14 protein-coding genes are annotated in these 18,818 nt (G+C 70.2%); 7 read left to right on the top strand and 7 right to left on the bottom strand.

Annotated elements, in window-relative coordinates:
* Positions 1-53: 53 nt before the first annotated feature.
* The 4 genes from ACIODU_RS20030 to ACIODU_RS20015 all read right to left on the bottom strand — a co-directional run bounded on the left by ACIODU_RS20030 (position 54) and on the right by ACIODU_RS20015 (position 5,128).
* A complete protein-coding gene (locus ACIODU_RS20030; RefSeq protein WP_161312498.1) occupies positions 54-1,667 on the bottom strand; it encodes a glycerol-3-phosphate dehydrogenase/oxidase in 1,614 nt (537 codons plus the stop codon).
* An 89-nt stretch (positions 1,668-1,756) separates the two neighbouring features.
* Positions 1,757-3,304 (bottom strand): glycerol kinase GlpK, encoded by a 1,548-nt coding sequence (glpK, locus tag ACIODU_RS20025; RefSeq protein ID WP_356428912.1) that lies wholly within the window; start codon positions 3,302-3,304, stop codon positions 1,757-1,759.
* Positions 3,305-3,347: 43 nt separating this feature from the next.
* Positions 3,348-4,139 (bottom strand): MIP/aquaporin family protein, encoded by a 792-nt coding sequence (locus ACIODU_RS20020; RefSeq protein WP_356428909.1) that lies wholly within the window; start codon positions 4,137-4,139, stop codon positions 3,348-3,350.
* A gap of 224 nt (positions 4,140-4,363) precedes the next feature.
* Positions 4,364-5,128, bottom strand: coding sequence for an IclR family transcriptional regulator (locus ACIODU_RS20015; protein ID WP_356428906.1), 765 nt, complete (start codon positions 5,126-5,128; stop codon positions 4,364-4,366).
* 231 nt (positions 5,129-5,359) lie between these two features.
* On the opposite strand from ACIODU_RS20015, the gene metH reads away from it, so the two are divergent.
* The 4 genes from metH to ACIODU_RS19995 all read left to right on the top strand — a co-directional run bounded on the left by metH (position 5,360) and on the right by ACIODU_RS19995 (position 13,525).
* Positions 5,360-8,881, top strand: coding sequence for a methionine synthase (gene metH / locus ACIODU_RS20010; protein ID WP_401769127.1), 3,522 nt, complete (start codon positions 5,360-5,362; stop codon positions 8,879-8,881).
* A gap of 184 nt (positions 8,882-9,065) precedes the next feature.
* Positions 9,066-9,767 (top strand): HAD family phosphatase, encoded by a 702-nt coding sequence (locus ACIODU_RS20005; protein WP_356428901.1) that lies wholly within the window; start codon positions 9,066-9,068, stop codon positions 9,765-9,767.
* A 500-nt stretch (positions 9,768-10,267) separates the two neighbouring features.
* Complete coding sequence (locus tag ACIODU_RS20000; RefSeq protein ID WP_356428898.1) at positions 10,268-11,875, top strand: ABC transporter substrate-binding protein; 1,608 nt, start codon at positions 10,268-10,270, stop codon at positions 11,873-11,875.
* Positions 11,876-11,935: 60 nt separating this feature from the next.
* On the top strand, positions 11,936-13,525 hold the full coding sequence (locus tag ACIODU_RS19995; RefSeq protein WP_401769124.1) for an ABC transporter substrate-binding protein: 1,590 nt from the start codon (positions 11,936-11,938) through the stop codon (positions 13,523-13,525).
* 59 nt (positions 13,526-13,584) lie between these two features.
* On the opposite strand, the gene ACIODU_RS19990 is transcribed toward ACIODU_RS19995, so the two are convergent.
* Both ACIODU_RS19990 and ACIODU_RS19985 read right to left on the bottom strand, forming a co-directional pair.
* Positions 13,585-14,256, bottom strand: coding sequence for a response regulator transcription factor (locus ACIODU_RS19990; RefSeq protein ID WP_161312506.1), 672 nt, complete (start codon positions 14,254-14,256; stop codon positions 13,585-13,587).
* Between the two features lie 93 nt (positions 14,257-14,349).
* On the bottom strand, positions 14,350-15,303 hold the full coding sequence (locus ACIODU_RS19985) for a RecB family exonuclease (RefSeq protein WP_401769122.1): 954 nt from the start codon (positions 15,301-15,303) through the stop codon (positions 14,350-14,352).
* Positions 15,304-15,377: 74 nt separating this feature from the next.
* Here ACIODU_RS19985 and ACIODU_RS19980 point away from each other — a divergent pair, with 74 nt between their 5' ends.
* The 3 genes from ACIODU_RS19980 to ACIODU_RS19970 all read left to right on the top strand — a co-directional run bounded on the left by ACIODU_RS19980 (position 15,378) and on the right by ACIODU_RS19970 (position 18,384).
* Positions 15,378-16,625, top strand: a complete 1,248-nt coding sequence (locus ACIODU_RS19980) for a site-2 protease family protein (protein ID WP_401769120.1) — start codon at positions 15,378-15,380, stop codon at positions 16,623-16,625.
* An 86-nt stretch (positions 16,626-16,711) separates the two neighbouring features.
* A complete protein-coding gene (locus ACIODU_RS19975) occupies positions 16,712-17,617 on the top strand; it encodes a tRNA (adenine-N1)-methyltransferase (protein WP_356428887.1) in 906 nt (301 codons plus the stop codon).
* Between the two features lie 185 nt (positions 17,618-17,802).
* Positions 17,803-18,384 (top strand): hypothetical protein, encoded by a 582-nt coding sequence (locus ACIODU_RS19970; RefSeq protein WP_401769119.1) that lies wholly within the window; start codon positions 17,803-17,805, stop codon positions 18,382-18,384.
* A 52-nt stretch (positions 18,385-18,436) separates the two neighbouring features.
* On the opposite strand, the gene ACIODU_RS19965 is transcribed toward ACIODU_RS19970, so the two are convergent.
* Positions 18,437-18,757: a ferredoxin gene (locus ACIODU_RS19965; RefSeq protein WP_356428883.1), complete on the bottom strand. Its 321-nt coding sequence runs from the start codon at positions 18,755-18,757 to the stop codon at positions 18,437-18,439.
* Positions 18,758-18,818 lie beyond the last annotated feature (61 nt).

Below are 18,818 nucleotides of genomic sequence, written 5' to 3'. Positions count from 1 at the left end.
CGCCCCTCGACACGTGCCCGCGGTCCGCCGCGGGCGCCTGCCCGTGCCCGCCGTCAGTTCCGCTCGGCGAGGATCGCCTCGACCCGGGCCCGGATCCCGTCCGTGGCCAGTCCGCGGATCGTCAGGGTCGTACGGCGCCGCAGCACGTCGTCCGCCGTCTCGGCCCACTCGTGGTCACGGGCGTAGACGACCTGCGCCCAGATCTCCGGCGCGTCCGGGTGGATCCGCTCGCCCAGCTCCGCGTGCTCGTTGGCGAGCCGGACGATGTCGAACGCCAGCGTCCCGTAGTGGGTGGCCAGGTGGTGGGCGGTGTCGGGCGCCATCGACGGTCCCGTACCGCCCCCGTCGATCATCAGCCGGTGCGCCACCGCGTGCGGGTTGGCGAGCCCCGGCAGCGGAGCCTTCTTCGGCAGGTCCGAGATCGGCTCCATGTTGTCGCTGAGCGGATGCCCCGGCAGCTCCGCCAGCTTGTTGACCACCATGCGGCCGATGTGCCGGAAGGTCGTCCACTTGCCGCCCGCCACCGACAGCATGCCGCCGCTGCCCTCGGTCACGACCGTCTCGCGCTTGGCCGTGGAGGTGTCGCCGGGGCCGCCGGGCAGCACCCGCAGACCCGCGTACGAGTACGTGATCAGGTCCCGGGAGAGCTGCTGGTCCCGTACGGACAGGGACGCCTCGTCCAGGATCTGGTGGATGTCCTTGTCGTTGACGGCGAGGTCGGCGGGGTCGCCCACGTACTCCTCGTCCGTCGTCCCGAGCACCAGCATGTCCTCCCAGGGGAGGGCGAAGGTGATGCGGTACTTGTCGATGGGGGTGGCGAGCGCCGCGTTCCACGGCGCGGTGCGCCGCAGGACCAGGTGCGCGCCCTTGGAGAGGCGGATGGACGGCTCCGAGGCCGCGTCCTCCATGGTCCGCAGCCGGTCCACCCACGGCCCGGTGGCGTTGAGCACCAGCCGGGCGTCGACCCCGAACTCGCTGCCGTCCAAGGCGTCCTTGAGGTCCGCGCCGGTCACCCGGCCGCCGGTGAAGCGCAGTCCGGTGACCTCGGCGTGGTTGAGGACGGTGGCGCCCGAGTCGACGGCCGCGCGGACCGTCATCAGCGCCATCCGCGCGTCGTTCATCTGGTCGTCGCCGTACACGGCGACCGCCTTGAGATTGTCCGTACGCAACTCGGGCACGGCGCGCCGCGCCTTGGCCGGGCTGATCACGTGGCCCACGCCGTCGCCGAAGGCGGAGAGCGCGGAGTACGCGAAGACGCCCGCGCCCAGCTTGGTGGCGCCGTGCGGTCCGCCCTTGTAGACGGGCAGGTAGAAGGTGAGCGGGTTGGCCAGGTGCGGTGCCACCTGGCGGGAGACCGCACGCCGCTCGAAGTGGTTCTCCGCGACCAGCTTCACCGCGCCGGTCTGGAGGTAGCGCAGTCCGCCGTGGAGCAGCTTGGAGGAGGCGGACGAGGTGGCGCCGGCGAAGTCGCCGCCGTCCACCAGAGCCACCCGCAGCCCCGACTGGGAGGCGTGCCAGGCGGTGGAGATGCCCAGGATGCCGCCGCCGATCACCAGGAGGTCGTACGTCGCCGTGGAAAGCTGTTCCCGGGTCTGGGCGCGGCTCGGCAGGGTTCCGCCGGCCGGGTGCGTCCCCAGTGCGGGGGCGCTCTGGAGGGTGGTGCTCATCGTTGACTCCTCGTCAGCTCGTCCGGGCTCGGCGGCCGGTGTCCGTGGTCGGCTCTCGTCCGCCGTCGTCCGCCGTCGTCCGCTGTCTGTCAGCTGTCCTCTTCTTCGAGCCAGCCCATGGTCCTGTCGACCGCCTTGAGCCAGCTCTTGTACTCACGCTCGCGGGTGTCCGCGTCCATCTGGGGCGTCCACTCGGCGGCCCTGCGCCAGTTGGCCTTGAGGGCGTCGGTGTCCGGCCAGAAGCCGACGGCGAGCCCGGCCGCGTAGGCGGCGCCGAGCGCGGTCGTCTCGGCGACCATCGGGCGCACCACGGGTGCGTCGAGGACGTCGGCGAGCGTCTGCATCAGCAGGTTGTTGGCGGTCATGCCGCCGTCGACCTTGAGGGTCGTCAGCTCGACGCCCGAGTCCTTGGTCATGGCGTCGCTGATCTCGCGGGTCTGCCAGGCGGTCGCCTCCAGCACCGCGCGGGCGATATGGGCCTTGGTGACGTAGCCGGTCAGCCCGGCGATGACACCGCGGGCGTCCGCGCGCCAGTGCGGGGCGAAGAGCCCGGAGAAGGCGGGCACGAAGTACACCCCGCCGTTGTCCTCGACGGAGGAGGCCAGGGTCTCGATCTCGGGCGCCGACTTGATCAGGCCCATCTGGTCGCGCATCCACTGCACCAGCGAACCGGTGACGGCGATCGCGCCCTCCAGGGCGTACACGGCCGGCTGGTCGCCGATGCGGTAGCCGACGGTCGTCAGCAGGCCGGAGTAGGAGTTGATCGGCTTGTGGGCGGTGTTCATCAGCATGAACGTGCCGGTGCCGTACGTGGACTTGGCCTCGCCCTCCTCGAAGCAGGTCTGGCCGAACAGCGCCGCCTGCTGGTCGCCGAGCGCCGAGGCCACCGGGACGCCGTCGAGGGCGCCGCCCTTGGCCTTCCCGTACACCTCCGCGGAGGAGCGGATCTCGGGCAGCATCCCGATGGGCACGCCGATGGAGGTACAGAGCTTGGGGTCCCACTGGAGGGTGGTGAGGCTCATCAGCATGGTCCGGGAGGCGTTGGTGACGTCCGTGACGTGCACGCCGCCGTTCACCCCGCCGGTGAGGTTCCAGATGACCCAGGAGTCCATGGTGCCGAAGAGGATGTCGCCGCGCTCGGCGCGCTCGCGCAGGCCCTCGACGTTGTCGAGCAGCCAGCGGGCCTTCGGTCCCGCGAAGTAGGTCGCGAGCGGCAGGCCGGTCTCGCGGCGGAAGCGGTCCTGGCCGACGTTGCGGCCGAGTTCGCGGACGAGGGCGCCGGTACGGGTGTCCTGCCAGACGATCGCGTTGTGGACGGGCTCACCGGTGTTCTTGTCCCAGAGCATGGTGGTCTCGCGCTGGTTGGTGATGCCGATCGCCAGGACGTCCTTCTTGGTGATGCCCGCCTTCTGGATGGCGTTCGCCACGACTTCCTGGACGTTGGCCCAGATCTCGGTGGCGTTGTGCTCCACCCAGCCGGGCTTGGGGAAGATCTGTTCGTGCTCCTTCTGGTCGACGGCGACGATGCGTCCGTCGACGTCGAAGACGATGCAGCGGCTGGACGTGGTGCCCTGGTCGATGGCCGCGATGAACGGGCCGGTGCCGTGGGAGGAAGTCCCGGTGGTTGCGTCACTCACGGTTTCGCTCCTGCTCTGTGCGAAGGGATGGGGAGGCTCGGGCTCAGGCGAGGACCCAGTTGTAGAAACCGCCGGCCGCGGCGCCGCCGATGAGCGGTGCCACCACCGGTATCCAGGCGTAGCTCCAGTCGGAGCCGCCCTTGTTGGGCAGCGGCAGGAGCGCGTGGACGATACGGGGGCCCAGGTCGCGGGCCGGGTTGATCGCGTACCCCGTGGGGCCGCCGAGCGACAGCCCGATGCCCACCACGACCAGCGCCGTGACCAGGACGCCGATGGTGCCGAGGCCGTTGCCCTCGTTGTTGAGCCCCTGGGTGAGGATCGCGATGACCAGGACGAACGTGGCGATGATCTCGGTCAGCACGTTCTGGAGGACATTCCTGACCTCGGGCCCGGTGGAGAAGATCCCGAGGACGGGACCGGCCTGGGGGGCGGTCTTCTGGTCGACCAGCCCCTCCGTCGCGGGCTGGGCCGCGAGGATCTCCGGGTCGGTGAGGTGGGCCGTGAACTGACCCAGGTAGGTGACCCAGACCAGGAACGCGCCGATGATCGCCCCCAGCAGCTGGGAGCCGAGGTAGAGCGGTACGTCGCCCCACTTCGTACCGCCCTCGATCGCCAGGCCGAGGGTGACCGCCGGATTGAGCTGTGCGCCGGAGACACCCGCGGACAGGTAAGCGCCGGTCAGTACGGCGAAGCCCCAGCCGAAGCTGATGGCGAGCCAGCCCGCGTCGCGGGCCTTCGAGCGCTTGAGCACCACGGCGGCGACAACGCCGCCGCCCAGCAGGATCAGGATGGCGGTACCTGTGGTCTCGCCTATGAAGATGTCAAAGTCGGACACCCGAGACTCCTTCGTCCAGGGGGACGCGGACCTCCGGCACACGCCAGGGGTCCGCACCCTCACACGAGAGCGTTGCCGGCCACTGGCGCTGTCCCACACTAACTCGCATTACCGGTAAGTGTTCGACAATGCCGACCGCTGAACGGCAGTTTTCTCCTGTGTCCAACATGCAGTCAAGGGTCCGGGAACCGAAACCTCGTACCACTCATGATCCGCCATACCGCTCAAAAGCGCCCGGCGCCGATGTCCCGGGAGACCGAACGGGCGCACTCGCGCACCGCCGCCACCAGCTCCGGACGCACCTCTCCGTCCTTGCAGACACGTTCGACCGCACCGGTGATGGCTATGGCTCCGACCGGCATCTTCCTGCGGTCGTGGATGGGCGCGGCCACCGCCGCGACGCCCTCCCAGGTCTCCTCGGCGTCCACCGCCCACCCCCGCGCACGGGTCAGATCGAGGATCTCCTCGAACTCCGCCGCACCGGTGACGGTCCGGGGCGTGAGCGCCGTACGCTCCCCCTCCATGACCTCGTGATGGGCCACCGGGTCGTACGCCGACAGCACCTTGCCCAGCGCTGTCGAGTGCAGCGGCTGCATGGCCCCCACCTCCAGGACCTGCCTGCTGTCGTCCGGCCGGAAGACGTGGTGGACGATCAGCACGCCCTGCTGGTGGACCACCCCCAGATGGACGCTCTCCCCGCTGGACCTGGCCAGGTCGTCCGTCCAGACCAGCGCCCGGGACCGCAGCTCGTGCACGTCCAGGTAGCTGTTCCCCAGACGGAGCAGCTCCGCCCCCAGCTGGTAGCGGCCCGAGGCCGGCTCCTGCTCGACGAAGCCCTCCGCCTGGAGGGTGCGCAGGATGCCGTGCGCCGTGCCCTTCGCCAGCCCGACGGAGGCGGCGATGTCCGAGAGGCCGAGCCGCCGCTCGCCGCCCGCCAGCAGGCGCAGCATGGCCGCCGCCCGTTCCAGCGACTGGATGTTCTTCGCCATCGGCCGGACCTCCCGTACACGCGCTTTCCCTACACACAGTTCGACAATGCGGAACACTATCGGCCGATGCCGACCTTTTGTCAGCGCGGACACGACACGCCGCGACAGGCCCACCGCCCGTCCGGCGGCCGGAATGGCACCCCGTTCCCGCACCCGCCCGGCTACGCTGGGCCGGTGCGCCGTCTCCAGACGCCGCAAAGCCGACAGCCGTCGCAACCCGGGAGTACCTTCATGGCCTCGTCGCCAGCACCCTCCACCGACAGCAAGAGCCGGATCGCCGCCCTCCGTGAGGCACTCGCCACGCGCGTGGTCGTCGCCGACGGCGCGATGGGCACGATGCTCCAGGCGCAGGACCCCACCATGGAGGACTTCGAGCAGCTGGAAGGCTGCAACGAGATCCTCAACGTGACCCGCCCGGACATCGTCCGGCACGTCCACGAAGAGTATTTCGCCGTCGGGGTCGACTGCGTCGAGACCAACACCTTCGGTACGAACTACGCCGCCCTCGCCGAGTACGACATCCCCGACCGGGTCTTCGAGCTGGCCGAGGCGGGCGCCAGGATCGCCCGCGAGGTCGCCGACGAATTCACCACCAGCACCGGACAGCAGCGCTGGGTCCTCGGCTCCATGGGCCCCGGCACCAAGCTGCCGACCCTCGGCCACGCCCCGTACCTCACCCTGCGCGACGCCTACCAGCAGAACGCCGAAGGCATGATCGCCGGCGGCGCGGACGCCCTCCTGGTGGAGACCACCCAGGACCTGCTCCAGACCAAGGCCGCCGTCCTCGGCGCCCGCCGCGCCCTCACCGCCACCGGCGCGAACCTCCCGATCATCTGCTCCGTGACGGTCGAGACGACCGGCACGATGCTCCTCGGCTCCGAGATCGGCGCGGCCCTCACCGCCCTCGAACCCCTCGGCATCGACATGATCGGCCTGAACTGCGCCACCGGGCCCGCCGAGATGAGCGAGCACCTGCGCTACCTCGCCCGGCACTCCCGTATCCCGCTCTCCTGCATGCCCAACGCCGGCCTCCCCGTCCTCGGCAAGGACGGCGCGCACTACCCGCTCTCCGCCGCCGAACTGGCCGACGCGCAGGAGACCTTCGTCCGCGAGTACGGCCTCTCCCTCGTCGGCGGCTGCTGCGGTACGACCCCCGAGCACCTGCGCCAGGTCGTGGAGCGCGTCCGCGACGCGGTGCCCACGGTCCGCGACCCCCGCCCCGAGCCGGGCGCCGCGTCCCTCTACCAGACCGTGCCGTTCCGCCAGGACGCCGCCTTCCTCGCCATCGGCGAGCGGACGAACGCCAACGGGTCGAAGAAGTTCCGCGAGGCCATGCTCGAAGGCCGCTGGGACGACTGCGTCGAGATGGCCCGCGACCAGATCCGCGAAGGCGCCCACCTGCTGGACCTCTGCGTCGACTACGTCGGCCGCGACGGCGCCGCCGACATGGCCGAACTCGCCGGCCGCTTCGCCACCGCCTCCACCCTCCCGATCGTCCTCGACTCCACCGAGCTCCCCGTCCTGCGCGCGGGCCTGGAGAAGCTCGGCGGACGCGCCGTCATCAACTCCGTGAACTACGAGGACGGCGACGGCCCCGAGTCCCGCTTCCACAAGGTCACCGAACTCGCCGTCGAGCACGGCGCCGCCCTCATCGCGCTCACCATCGACGAGGACGGCCAGGCCCGTACCCCCGAGCACAAGGTCGCCATCGCCGAACGGCTCATCGAGGACCTCACCGGGAACTGGGGCGTCCACGAGTCGGACATCCTCATCGACACCCTGACCTTCACCATCTGCACCGGCCAGGAGGAGTCCCGCAAGGACGGCATCGCCACCATCGACGCCATCCGCGAACTCAAGCGCCGCCACCCCGACGTCCAGACCACCCTCGGCCTCTCCAACATCTCCTTCGGCCTCAACCCGGCCGCCCGCGTCGTCCTCAACTCCGTCTTCCTGGACGAGTGCGTCAAGGCGGGCCTGGACTCGGCGATCGTGCACGCCTCGAAGATCCTGCCCATCGCCCGCCTGGAGGAGGAGCAGGTCAAGGTCGCCCTCGACCTCATCTACGACCGGCGCGAAGAGGGCTACGACCCGCTCCAGAAGCTCATGGCGCTCTTCGAGGGCGTCAACATGAAGTCCATGAAGGACGGCCGCGCCGAAGAGCTGCTGGCCCTCCCGCTGAACGAGCGCCTTGAGCGCCGCATCATCGACGGCGAGAAGAACGGCCTGGAGGCCGACCTCGCCGCCGCGCTGGAGGAACGGCCCGCCCTGGACATCGTCAACGACACCCTGCTGAACGGCATGAAGGTCGTCGGCGAACTCTTCGGCTCCGGCCAGATGCAGCTCCCGTTCGTGCTCCAGTCCGCCGAGGTCATGAAGACCGCGGTCGCGTACCTGGAACCGCACATGGAGAAGATCGCCGACGGCGAAGGGTCTGTCGGCAAGGGCACCATCGTGCTCGCCACCGTCCGCGGCGACGTCCACGACATCGGCAAGAACCTCGTCGACATCATCCTCTCCAACAACGGCTACACCGTGGTCAACCTCGGCATCAAGCAGCCCGTCTCCGCGATCCTGGAAGCCGCCGAGGAACACCGCGCCGACGTCATCGGCATGTCCGGGCTGCTGGTGAAGTCGACCGTGATCATGAAGGAGAACCTCCAGGAGCTCAACCAGCGCCAGATGGCCGCCGACTACCCGGTCATCCTCGGCGGAGCCGCCCTCACCCGCGCCTACGTCGAACAGGACCTCCACGAGATCTACGAGGGCGAGGTCCGCTACGCCCGCGACGCGTTCGAGGGCCTGCGCCTGATGGACGCCCTCATCGCCGTCAAGCGCGGCGTCCCCGGCGCCACCCTCCCGGAGCTGAAGCAGCGCCGCGTCAAGGCCACCACCAACACCGTCGTGGAGGAGCGCCCCGAGGAGGGCGCCGCCCGCTCCGACGTCTCCACCGACAACCCGCTGCCCACCCCGCCGTTCTGGGGCACCCGCGTCGTCAAGGGCATCCAGCTCAAGGAGTACGCCTCCTGGCTGGACGAGGGCGCCCTCTTCAAGGGCCAGTGGGGCCTCAAGGAAGCCCGCAAGGGCGGCCCCACGTACGAGGAACTCGTCGAGACCGAGGGCCGGCCCCACCTGCGCGGCTGGCTCGACCAGCTGCACACCGGCGGCATGCTCGAAGCGGCCGTCGTCTACGGCTACTTCCCCTGCGTCTCCAAGGGCGACGACCTCATCCTCCTCGGCGAGGACGGCTCGGAGCGCACCCGCTTCACCTTCCCCCGCCAGCGCCGCGGCCGCCGCCTCTGCCTGGCCGACTTCTTCCGCCCCGAGGAGTCCGGCGAGACGGACGTCGTCGGCCTCCAGGTCGTCACCGTCGGCAGCAGGATCGGCGAGACCACCGCCGAACTCTTCGAGAAGAACGCCTACCGCGACTACCTCGAACTGCACGGCCTCTCCGTCCAGCTCGCCGAGGCCCTCGCCGAGTACTGGCACGCCCGGGTCCGCTCCGAACTGGGCTTCGCCGGGGAGGACCCGGCCGAGGTGGAGGACATGTTCGCGCTCAAGTACCGGGGCGCCCGCTTCTCCCTCGGGTACGGGGCCTGCCCCGACCTGGAGGACCGGGCGAAGATCGCCGAGCTGCTCCGGCCCGAGCGCATCGGCGTCCAGCTCTCCGAGGAGTTCCAGCTCCACCCCGAGCAGTCCACGGACGCGATCATCATCCACCACCCCGAGGCGAAGTACTTCAACGCCCGCTGACCCGGACGCGGGCGGGCCCCGGCCCGCCCCGGCCCGCCCGGATCCGTGGCCTGCCGAAACCGGCGCGCGCGGAGATCGGCGGGGCCGTACACTTATCGGTCCAGCGCAGGCCGGCCGCCTGTCCCGGGGGGTTTCCCCGTGGAACAGGCGACCGGCCTTCCCGTCCCTCACGGAGGTGTGCCGGATGACCAGTACGGTCCCCGCATCGTTGACCCGTACGGCCGAGGGCTCCGCCCTCCAGGCCGTCCTTCTCGACATGGACGGCACCCTGGTCGACACCGAGGGGTTCTGGTGGGACGCCGAGGTGGAGGTCTTCAAGGACCTCGGGCACGCCCTCGACGAGTCCTGGCGCCACGTGGTCGTCGGCGGCCCCATGACGCGCAGCGCGGCCTTCCTCATCGAGGCCACCGGCGCCGCCGTCACCCTGGCCGAGCTGACCGTACTGCTCAACGACAAGTTCGAGGAACGGATCGGCCTCGGTGTCCCGATGATGCCCGGCGCCGCGAGACTCCTGGCCGAACTGGCCGCCCACGACGTCCCCACCGCCCTGGTCTCCGCCTCCCACCGGCGCATCATCGACCGGGTCCTGCTCTCGCTCGGGCCGCGGTACTTCGCCCTGACCGTCGCGGGCGACGAGGTGCCCCGTACCAAACCGCACCCCGACCCCTACCTGATCGCCGCCCGCGGCCTCGGGGCCGACCCGGCGCGCTGCGCCGTCATCGAGGACACGGCCACCGGCGTGGCCTCCGCGGAGGCGGCCGGCTGCAAGGTCGTCGCGGTGCCCTCCGTCGCCCCGATCGCGCCCTCCGAGGGCCGCTCGGTCGTCACCTCCCTCGAAGAGGTCGACCTCGTCTTCCTGCGCGGTCTGATGACGCTCCGCGACTGAGTCGACCACCCGCGTGGCTATTGGATACAATCGGAAACTCATCGCATCGGGCCGTGTATTTTCCGTGACCCGGACGGCGCGGCCGTGACGCCGGCTCACGGTTCAAGCAGTGAGCTTTCTCACGCTCCCGCGTGCCGCCGGGGGCTGGCGCGACGGCGACATGCCTGATGGGCGGCGGCTCCGATGGGCCCTTGTGTCCCGATTGGTCAAGGCGTGTACGAAACCTGCCGGACCCGGTACATCAACTCGCCGCTATGGCCGGTCACTTTGTGATGACGGACCACTTCGGACCCGGTCCGGCCCTCCCGGCGCCGCGGACTAATCTCGTCGCGAGTACTTCGCCGCACCAGCAGCATGTCCCGGCGGCCGCCAAGTCGCCGCGACGACAGGACCGATCGCCCTGTATCCCGGCCCGATCGCACTGCCCCGAACGGGTGGCGGCGGCGGAGTCTCCCATTTGCATCGCTGTATCCCAGTGCCGGATGAGGAGTACGTCCAGGATGAACCGCAAGACTTTGGTGCTGTCGGCCGTGGTCGGCCTGCTCGCGCCCGTGCTCGCCGGTTGTGGCGGCTCGGACGGCGGCTCAGGCGGCGGTGATGCCATTGTCGTGGGCACCACGGACCCGTTCGTGGCGACCAAGGAAGCCCCGGCGCCCGTCGACCCGGCGTACACCTACGACACCAACACCTGGAACCTTCTCAAGCAGACGATCCAGACGCTGCTCTACATCCCGCGCGGCGGCGGCGAGCCCATGCCGGACGCCGCCAGCCAGTGCGGCTTCACCGACACCGGCAGCGAGAGCTACCGCTGCACCCTGCGCTCGGGCCTCACGTTCTCCAACGGCGACCCGATCACCGCCGAGGACGTCAAGTACTCCATCGAGCGCGTCAGCAACATCAACGACCCCAACGGGGCCGTCGGTCTGCTGGCCAACATCGACAAGATCGAGACCAGCGGCGACAACGGGGTGATCTTCCACCTCAAGACGGCGGACGCCACGTTCCCGTACAAGCTCTCCACCCCCATCGCCGGCATCATCGACCCCAAGGTCTACGCGCCGAAGAAGCTCCTCGAAGGTTTCAAGATCGAGGGCTCGGGACCGTACACCTTCAAGGCGGAGGTGAAGGACGGCAAGATGCTCAAGGCCGTCTACACCAAGAACCCGCACTACAAGGGCGCGCTGAAGCTCCAGAACAGCAAGGTCGAGGTCCGCTACTTCCCGACCGCCGAGGACATGGCCGCCGCCCTGAAGAAGGGCGACATCGACGTGATGAACCGTTCGATGACGCCCAAGCAGATCCAGGACATGCAGGCCAAGCCGGACGACACCATCAACCTGACCGAGATACCCGGCCAGGAGATCCGCTACCTCGCCTTCAACACCAACGCGCCGGTCGTCAAGGACAAGGCCGTACGCCAGGCCATCGCGTCCGTCGTCAACCGCGGCGACCTCATCAAGAAGGTCTACGGCCCGATGGCCGACCCGCTCTACTCCGTCATCCCGTCCGGCATCACCGGGCACACCAACTCGTTCTTCAACGAGTACGGCGACGGCAACAAGGCGGAGGCGGCGAAGTTCCTCTCCGAGGCGGGCATCGCGACCCCGGTGAAGCTCACGCTCAACTACACCACCGACCACTACGGTGCCGCGACGAAGAGCGAATTCGAGACACTCCGGGATCAGCTGAACTCCAGCGGGCTGTTCTCCGTGGATCTCAAGGGCGAACCGTGGGCGACCTTCCTTCCCAAGAAGAACGAGGGCAAGTTCCCGGTCTTCGGCCTCGGGTGGTTCCCCGACTTCCCCGACCCGGACAACTACATCGCACCGTTCCTGGACAAGGACAACATCCTCAGCAGCCCCTACGCCAACAAGAAGGCGATCGACCAGCTGATCCCCGAGTCGCGCCGTGAGGCCGACCGCAGCGCCGCGTCGAACACCTTCGCCGAGCTCCAGAACATCGTCGCCGCCGACGTACCGATGCTGCCGCTGTGGCAGGGCAAGCAGTACATCGCCGCGCGGGACGACATCTTCGGGGTGGAGTGGGCGCTCGACTCGGGTGCCAACCTCCACCTCTGGGAACTGGGGCGTGGCACCGCCGGATCCTGATCCCACCGGCCGCGCGGACGGACCACCCGCGCGGCCGGCAGAAAGCACGAGGCACCACCTGTGAAGGCACTCAGCAGCAAATGGACCAGCGCCCCGCTCGGCGCGGGGCTCGCGATCGCCCTGCTCGCCGGCTGCGGCACCCAGAGCCACGGGAGAGCGGCCGACACCGGCAGCGCGATCGTCGTCGGCATGTCGGACGACGTGCTGGCGACCGATCCGGCCTCGGGGTACGACCCCGGATCGTGGCTCCTGTTCAACAACGTCTTCCAGTCCCTGCTGAGCTTCCCCAAGGGCGGCTCCGTGCCCCAGCCGGAAGCCGCGCGGGCCTGCGCGTTCGCGAACGGCAGCAGGACCTATCGCTGCACCCTGCGGGACGGCCTCACCTTCAGCAACGGCGACTCCCTCACCTCCGAGGACGTCAAGTTCTCCTTCGAGCGGGCTCTCAGGATCGACGACCCCGCCGGGCCCGCGCCGCTGCTCTCCACGATCGGCTCGATCGCCACCCCGGACGCCCGGACCGTGATCTTCCACCTCAAGGTCCCCGACGCCACGTTCCCCAGCAAGATCGCGTCGGGCGCCGGCTCGATCGTGGACCACCGCGCGTACCCCGCGGACCGCCTCCGCAAGGACGGCGAGGCCGTCGGCTCGGGGCCGTACACCCTCACGTCGCTCGACTCCTCGAAGGCCGTCTTCGGGGTCAACTCCCGCTACGACGGCACCGCGCGGGTGAAGAACTCGGGCATCACCCTGAGCCTGTTCCACGGGAACCAGAAGAAGCTGGCGGCCGCGCTGGAGAAGGGTGACATCGATGTCGCGTACCGCGGTCTGACCGCCCCCGACATCGCGAAACTCCAGGACTCCACCGCCGCCTCCGACCAGGGCATCGACGTCGTCGAAGGCACCAGCGCCGAGGTCCAGCACCTCGTCTTCAACATGGACGACCCGGTCACCGGACGCCTCGGCGTACGGCAGGCCATCGCCTACCTGGTGGACCGCGACGCCCTCGTCAGCCAGGTCTACCGGTCCACGGCGACCCCGCTCTACTCGATCGTCCCGGCCGGCATCACCGCCCACAACACGGCCTTCTTCGACCGGTACGGAGACAGCCCGCAGCCCGCCAAGGCCGCGCAGGCCCTGCGCGCGGAGGGCATCACCGGCAAGGTGAAACTCACCCTGTGGTCCACCCCGAGCCGGTACGGGCCCGCCACCGACCAGGAGTTCCGGGCCATCGCCGCACAGCTCGACGCGAGCGGCCTGTTCGACGCGCGCGTCCGCTCCGTCCCCTTCGACCAGTACGAGAAGGGCATCGCGGCCGGAAAGTACGGCGTCTACGTCAAGGGCTGGGTCCCGGACTACCCCGATCCGGACAACTTCACCCAGCCGTTCTTCGGCAAGGACAACGTCCTCCAGAACCACTACGAGAACACCGACATCACCGGCCGGATCATCCCCGCCACCGCCGCCCAGGCCAACCGGGGCGCCACCGAACGGGACTTCGGCGACCTCCAGGACGAGGTGGCCCGCGACCTGCCGGTCCTGCCGCTGTGGCAGGGCAAGCAGTACGCCGTCGCCTACGACAACATCTCCGGGCTGGAATGGACGCTCGACGCGTCGACCGTCTTCCGCTTCTGGGAGATCAGCAAGGACTGACAGCGGGGCCCGGCGGCCGTCACCGGCCGCCGGGGGCCGTCACCGGGGGCGCCCGGCGCTCACTGGGCGCCGGGGCGCACCAGGCCGCTCTCGTACGCGTACACCGCCGCCTGCACCCGGTCGCGCAGGCCCAGCTTCGTCAGCACATGACCCACATGCGTCTTCACCGTCGTCTCGCTGACGAACAGGTCCGCGGCGATCTCCGCGTTCGACAACCCCCGCGCGACCAGCTTCAGCACCTCGACCTCACGGTCCGTCAGCGTGTGCAGCGTGTCCGGCACCGCGTCCTCGCCCGACGGCAGATGGTCCGCGTACTTGTCCAGGAGCCGGCGCGTGATGCTCGGCGCGAGCATCGCCTCACCCGCCGCCACCACCCGGATCGCCTGCACCAGCTCGTTCGCCGGCGCGTCCTTCAGCAGGAAACCGCTCGCCCCCGCCCGCAGCGCCTCCACCACGTACTCGTCGAGGTCGAACGTCGTCAGGACCAGCACCTTCGCCGGACCGTCCCGGCCGGGACCGGTGATCTGGCGGGTCGCCTCCACCCCGTCCATCCGGGGCATCCGGATGTCCATCAGCACCACGTCGGGCTGGAGCGCGCGCACCTGGTCGATGGCCTGAAGACCGTCCCCGGCCTCGCCGACGACCGCGATGTCGCCCTCCGCCTCCAGGATCATCCGGAAGCCGGTGCGCAACAGCGGCTGGTCATCGACCAGTAGGACGCGGACAGTCACGGGATCTCCTTCGATAGACCCGTCCCATTCTGCCCTGAGGGTCCCGGCCTGCGGTCGCCGGTCGTCCCTTCCCGGCCTCTCCCCGTCAGACCGTCAGACGACCGACGGGGTGTCGCCGCCCGCCTGCGGCGCCGGCACGCCCGCCGACGGCACAGCCGCCGGCCCGCCCGCCGCGGGCGCGTCCGCCGACACCACCGGCAGCGGGTACACCGGAGGCGTACCGCCGAATTCCGGACACACCGCCTGGTGGTCGCACCACCCGCACAACTTCGTGGGCCGCGGCCGCCAGTCACCCGTCTCCGTCGCCAGCTCGATCGCCTCCCACAGCGCCAGCAGCTTGCGCTCCACCCGCTCCAGGTCCGCCTCCACCGGGTCGTACGTCACCACCTCGCCGCTCCCCAGATAGACCAGCTGGAGACGGCGCGGCACCACCCGCTTCCACCGCCACACCACCAGCGCGTAGAACTTCATCTGGAACAGCGCGCCCTCCGCGTACTCGGGGCGGGGGGCCTTGCCCGTCTTGTAGTCGACGATCCGCACCTCACCCGTCGGCGCCACGTCCACCCGGTCGATCACCCCGCGCAGCCGCAGCCCCGACGCCAGCTCCGTCTCCACGAACAGTTCGCGCTCCGCCGGCTCCAGCCGCGTCGGGTCCTCCAGCGAGAACCACCGCTCCACCAGCTGCTCCGCCTCGCCCAGCCAGCGCGTCAGCCGCTCGCCCTCCGGGTCCCCCGCGAACAACTCCGCCAGCTCCGGCCGCGACTCCAGCAGCCGGTCCCACTGGCCCGGCACCAGCGACCTCGCCCGCGGAGCCGTACGCTCCGCCGCCGGCGCGTCGAAGAGCCGCTCCAGCACGGCGTGCACCAGCGTCCCGCGGGTCGCCGCCTCACTGGGCTTCTCGGGCAGTTTGTCGATGACCCGGAAGCGGTACAGCAAAGGACACTGCATGAAGTCGCTCGCACGGGACGGCGACAGCGAAGTTGGCGGTCGGCTGGTACTCATGACGCAGACCCTACGGCCCGCCACCGACAGCGAGCGGAATACCATCGACTACAGAGGGCACGCACTGCATGATCGGGCATGATCGTGCGCGTGACCCGCGCCGCCGACGAAGGGAACCCGTGAAAGAGGACGACGAGAGCGGCGAGAGCAGGCGGCCGCAGCCCCGGAAGGGGGACCAGGCCGCCGGCGGCAGACCGGCCCGGCCCGCGGACCCCGGAGGCGGCATTCTCATGGGCCGCCCCTTCGGCGTACCCGTCTACGTCGCCCCCAGCTGGTTCCTGGTCGCCGCCCTGATCACCTGGATCTTCGGCGGGCAACTCGGCCGCGTCCTGCCCGAGCTGGGCGCCGTGCGCTACGCGATCGCCCTCTTCTTCGCGGTCGCCTTCTACGGCTCCGTCCTCGTCCACGAACTGGCCCACACCGTCGCCGCCCTGCGCTTCAAACTCCCCGTGCGCCGCATCCAGCTCCAGTTCTTCGGCGGCGTCTCCGAGATCGAGAAGGAATCCGAGACCCCCGGACGCGAATTCGTCCTCGCCTTCGTCGGCCCCCTCCTCTCCCTCGTCCTCTCCGGCCTCTTCTACCTCGGCCTCCTCGCCGTCGACGCCGGCACCGTCCCCGGCGTCCTCCTCGCCGGACTGATGATCTCCAACCTGATCGTCGCCGCCTTCAACCTCCTCCCCGGCCTCCCGCTCGACGGCGGCCGGATGCTGCGCGCCGTCGTCTGGAAGATCACCGGCAAACCCATGAGCGGCACCGTCGCCGCCGCCTGGGTCGGCCGCGCCCTCGCCGTCGCCGTCCTCATCGGCCTCCCGCTCCTCACCCGGACCGGCGCCCTCGGCAACGCGAACCGCGACATCGGAGGCCTGGAGACCGTCACCGACGCCCTCCTCGCCGCCGTCCTCGCCGCGATCATCTGGACCGGCGCCGGCAACAGCCTGCGCATGGCCCGCCTCCGCGAACACCTCCCCGAACTCCAGGCCCGCGTCCTCACCCGCCGCGCTGTCCCCGTCGAAGCCGCCACCCCCCTCTCCGAAGCCCTCCGCCGGGCCAACGAGGCGGGAGCCCGCGCCCTCGTCGTCGTGGACGGCCACGGCGACCCCACCGGAGTCGTCCGCGAGACCGCCATCGCCGGCGTCCCCCAGCACCGCCGCCCCTGGGTCGCCGTCAGCGGCCTCGCCCAGGACCTCAACGACGGCATGAGGGTCCCCGCCGACCTCGCCGGCGAAGCCCTCCTGGACCGCCTCAGGGCCAGCCCCGCGACCGAATACCTCGTCGTCGAGGAGACGGGCGAGATCTACGGCGTGCTCTCCACCGCCGACGTGGAACGCGCGTTCGTCGCGGCGATGGCCCGCCCCGAACCCCGCTGACGCCGCGAGCCGGACACCCCTGCGCGGATACGCCTTGGGCCGTACGGCGGACAGAGGCACCGGATAAACCAGCTAGGCTGAACAACATGTCCGAACCGACCGGTGCCGCCCGCCGACGCGGGCCCTTCAAGGTCGGGGACCAGGTCCAGCTCACCGATCCCAAGGGACGCCACTACACCTTCACGCTCGAAGCCGGGAAGAACTTCCACACCCACAAAGGGTCCTTCCCGCACGACGAGCTGATCGGTGCTCCCGAGGGCAGCGTGGTCCGAACCACGGGAAACGTCGCCTACCTCGCGCTGCGCCCCCTGCTCCCCGACTATGTCCTGTCCATGCCCCGCGGCGCCGCCGTGGTCTACCCGAAGGACGCCGGCCAGATCCTGGCCTTCGCCGACATCTTCCCCGGCGCGCGCGTCGTCGAGGCCGGAGTGGGCTCCGGCTCACTCAGCGCGTTCCTGCTGCGGGTCATCGGCGACCAGGGCATGCTCCACTCCTACGAGCGCCGCGAGGACTTCGCCGAGATCGCCCGGCAGAACGTGGAACGCTACTTCGGCGAACCCCACCCCGCCTGGCAGCTGACCGTCGGAGACCTCCAGGACAACCTGTCGGACACGGACGTCGACCGGGTCATCCTCGACATGCTCGCCCCCTGGGAGTGCGTCGAGACCGTCTCCAAGGCCCTCGTCCCCGGCGGCATCCTCTGCGCCTACGTCGCCACCACCACCCAGCTCGCCCGCACGGTCGAGACCATCAGGGAATTCGGCACGTTCAACGAACCGGCCGCCTGGGAATCCATGATCCGCAACTGGCACGTCGAGGGCCTGGCCGTCCGCCCCGACCACCGGATGATCGGCCACACCGGATTCCTCATCACCGCCCGCAGGCTCGCCGACGGCGTCGAACCGCCCCTGCGCCGCCGCCGCCCCGCCAAGGGCGCCTACGGCGACGACTACGACGGCCCCGGCAGCGCCAGCGGCGGCGCCCCGCGCTGACCCGCACCGGGCCCGTACGAGCGTCTCCAACCCGGCCGCACCGCCGCCCAGTTCTCCCCGCGTGGACGGGAACTGGGCGGCGGTTTCTTTATGTTGACCATACGGACCCCGCTGTTCCGCGCCCCTGTGACGTGTGGCACGATGCTGTCTCCCCACCGGTACCGCCCCCACAGGAGACCCTCCGCGTGCAGCTCTCCGACGTCCCGGACCTCGCGCACACCAGGCCCCGGCCGATGCACTGGCTCGCCACGGCGACCGCGATGGCCGGTGTCGTGGCGGTCGCCGGACTCCTCCAGCCCGGACCCGCGACGGCCTCCCAGGACGGCTCCGCCCCCCGGGCCACCGGCGCCTCCCTGCCCGCCCCCGACCCGGCCGGCGTGACCTTCCCGCTGGAGTGCGCGGGCGCCGGCACCGTCGTCACGGAGAAGGCCTCCGGCGACCTCGACGGGGACGGCAGCCCCGAGACCGTCGCCGCGGTCCGCTGCGTGGCGGGATCCGGCACCCCGCCCAGCGGTCTCTACGTCCTCACCCGGGCCGGGAAGGACACCGCCCGGTCACGGATCGTGGCCACCCTCCTGGACCCCAAGGAGAGGCAGAGCCTCAGCCCCGGCCTCGCCGTCCGCGACGGCGCCGTCATGGCTACCCTGCTGGGTTATTCGGGCCCCGACGTACCCCGCTGCTGCCCGGACGAGAAACAACAGATCACCTGGCAGTGGAAGAACGGCGCCTTCGTACGCGGCACGGGCCCGGGCTCGCGGAGCATATGACCCACGCCCCCCGGTGACCGCTCACCCTGTGTGACCGTAGGCGCGGAACGCGTCACTCCGCGTCGGGGCCGTACACCTCTACCCTGTCCGAAACGCGCCGTACGTGAATGCAGTCGCCCGGGCACTCCTTCGCGGAGTCCACGACGTCACGCAACAGCGTCAGCGGGACCGGAGTCGTCGCTCCCGGTGACTGGAGCAGCTCGTCCCCGGCACTCTTCACGTACGCCAGCCCGTCGATGTCGAGCTCGAAGACCTCGGGGGCGTACTGGACACAGATCCCGTCCCCGGTGCAGAGATCCTGGTCGATCCAGACCTCCAGGGGCTCGCGGACCTCGGTGGCGCCTTCGGCGGTGGCCTCCTGCTGCACGATCATCTCTCCTGCCGTTTCCTGCGCCGGGTGGTGCAATATGGAGTAAGTCGCGCCAGCCCTGACG

Source organism: Streptomyces sp. NPDC088261 (assembly GCF_044740805.1).
Lineage (GTDB): Bacteria > Actinomycetota > Actinomycetes > Streptomycetales > Streptomycetaceae > Streptomyces.
The sequence above is the reverse complement of the archived record's forward strand: the minus strand, read 5'-3'. Positions and strand labels throughout refer to the sequence as shown.

Excerpts from the sequence above, each read along its gene's own strand:
- ACIODU_RS20005 (WP_356428901.1), top strand. The coding sequence starts at position 9,066 with ATGACCAGTACGGTCCCCGCATCGTTGACCCGTACGGCCGAGGGCTCC.
- ACIODU_RS20030 (WP_161312498.1), bottom strand. The coding sequence starts at position 1,667 with ATGAGCACCACCCTCCAGAGCGCCCCCGCACTGGGGACGCACCCGGCC.
- ACIODU_RS19965 (WP_356428883.1), bottom strand. The coding sequence starts at position 18,757 with ATGATCGTGCAGCAGGAGGCCACCGCCGAAGGCGCCACCGAGGTCCGC.
- ACIODU_RS20000 (WP_356428898.1), top strand. The coding sequence starts at position 10,268 with ATGAACCGCAAGACTTTGGTGCTGTCGGCCGTGGTCGGCCTGCTCGCG.
- ACIODU_RS19975 (WP_356428887.1), top strand. The coding sequence starts at position 16,712 with ATGTCCGAACCGACCGGTGCCGCCCGCCGACGCGGGCCCTTCAAGGTC.
- ACIODU_RS19985 (WP_401769122.1), bottom strand. The coding sequence starts at position 15,303 with ATGGTATTCCGCTCGCTGTCGGTGGCGGGCCGTAGGGTCTGCGTCATG.
- ACIODU_RS20015 (WP_356428906.1), bottom strand. The coding sequence starts at position 5,128 with ATGGCGAAGAACATCCAGTCGCTGGAACGGGCGGCGGCCATGCTGCGC.
- metH (WP_401769127.1), top strand. The coding sequence starts at position 5,360 with ATGGCCTCGTCGCCAGCACCCTCCACCGACAGCAAGAGCCGGATCGCC.